Annotated in this window: 1 protein-coding gene; it reads left to right on the top strand. The window is 28.5% G+C overall.

What is annotated here, in order from left to right; genetic code table 11:
* Positions 1 to 170: 170 nt before the first annotated feature.
* Positions 171 to 1,181: an FRG domain-containing protein gene (locus ACVCXO_RS00410; RefSeq protein ID WP_452227625.1), complete on the top strand. Its 1,011-nt coding sequence runs from the start codon at positions 171 to 173 to the stop codon at positions 1,179 to 1,181.
* Positions 1,182 to 1,500 lie beyond the last annotated feature (319 nt).

The raw sequence follows: 1,500 nt of genomic DNA, 5'->3' as shown, positions 1-1,500 counted from the left end.
TTTAGCTACATTTTATAACAACGTATATAAAAAATTGCTAGATTAGTGCTTAAATAAAGTTCGTTGCTCTTTTGCTACTTCTGATTTTCCTTCGGAAAATCCGCCTGTACCAAAACGCAACTTTCCATATACAAACACGTTAGGCATAATTAAAAAAAAAAAAAAAACACTTGGCTAAAACTTTACCATCTTACGACAAAATTGAAGACAAAGAAAAGAACTTCAACGTTATTCAAATAACTACTGAACAAGATTTTGATAATTTATTCGATGAACACAAAAATAAAGAAGGTGTTTACAGAGGCGTTAGTTCTTGGCGATATAAAATTTATTCTTCATTACAAAGACATTTAATAACTAACGAAGTAGTAATTGAAGATTCAAACAAATTTATAAATGATTATATAAAAATTTGTAGACAAAATCCATTATTTAGTAAATATTTAAACTCTTTTAAAATACCACCATCTAAATTATCATTGATGGCATATCTTCAACATTTTGGAGCGCCGACATCTTTCGTTGATTTTTCAGAAAATTTTTCCAAATCCTTATATTTTGCAACAGAAAAATTATCAAATAGTACGAGTGAAAATTTTAGTCTTTATTATATTGACAAAAACGATTTAGACCTTATCAATATTGACAACGTTTACGATGGTGTTAAAAAAAGAAAAAGCTATTTTGATGACCTTTCAAAAGCCTATGGAGAAAATATGGATGATGAAAAATACCATAGAATGGATGATGAAATGTTCGATATTAATGTATTAGATGTATTCTTAATAGAGAATAAAGCAGAATATGAGGAAATATTTAAAACTTATAATAATATCAGAATAATAGCTCAAGAAGGTTTATTCATAAATAACAGTCATTTAAACTTACCACTGGAGGAATCTTTAAAACATTTTTTCTCTGACATTGTTAATTATCAATATTCACCGCTCGAAGAAACACCAGAAGCTGAAAATTATTACAAGGAAGAATATGCAAGAATCGAACAATGCAAACCATTACAAGAGAGACTTGAAAAGAATATAATTGTATCGTATGAGTTTAACCCAAAACTTGTCGATTATATAAAAGAGAAAATTAAAATAAAAAAGGAGGATATATATCCTGAGGAAGAATTGTTAGTGAAAAAACTATTCGATAAACATTTGGAATCGCAGAAATAACTATGCCTAACACCGTATATAATTTATTGCTGGCTTCTCACCTACTTACGAAAGTCCTCGCGGACTTTCTTGGTCGGTAATTATTTACTAAATTAGTTGCTTAAAACACGCAACAAACCATATACAACAACGTTAGCAAAAACAGTGTCAATCCTCTATTTTCTCTGCTATTGTTTTAGTTTGGGCTTACCTAATTCCCTAACTTATAATTAACAAAATTTGCTTAGATAAATCGGAACTAAAAGTAAAACTGAAGTCACAAAGATTTTAATTAACTAAATAATAAACAGATTATCTGGTGCGAAAATCTATCTGCTCT

Source organism: Lacinutrix sp. MEBiC02404 (genome assembly GCF_053601575.1).
The sequence above is the reverse complement of the archived record's forward strand: the minus strand, read 5'-3'. Positions and strand labels throughout refer to the sequence as shown.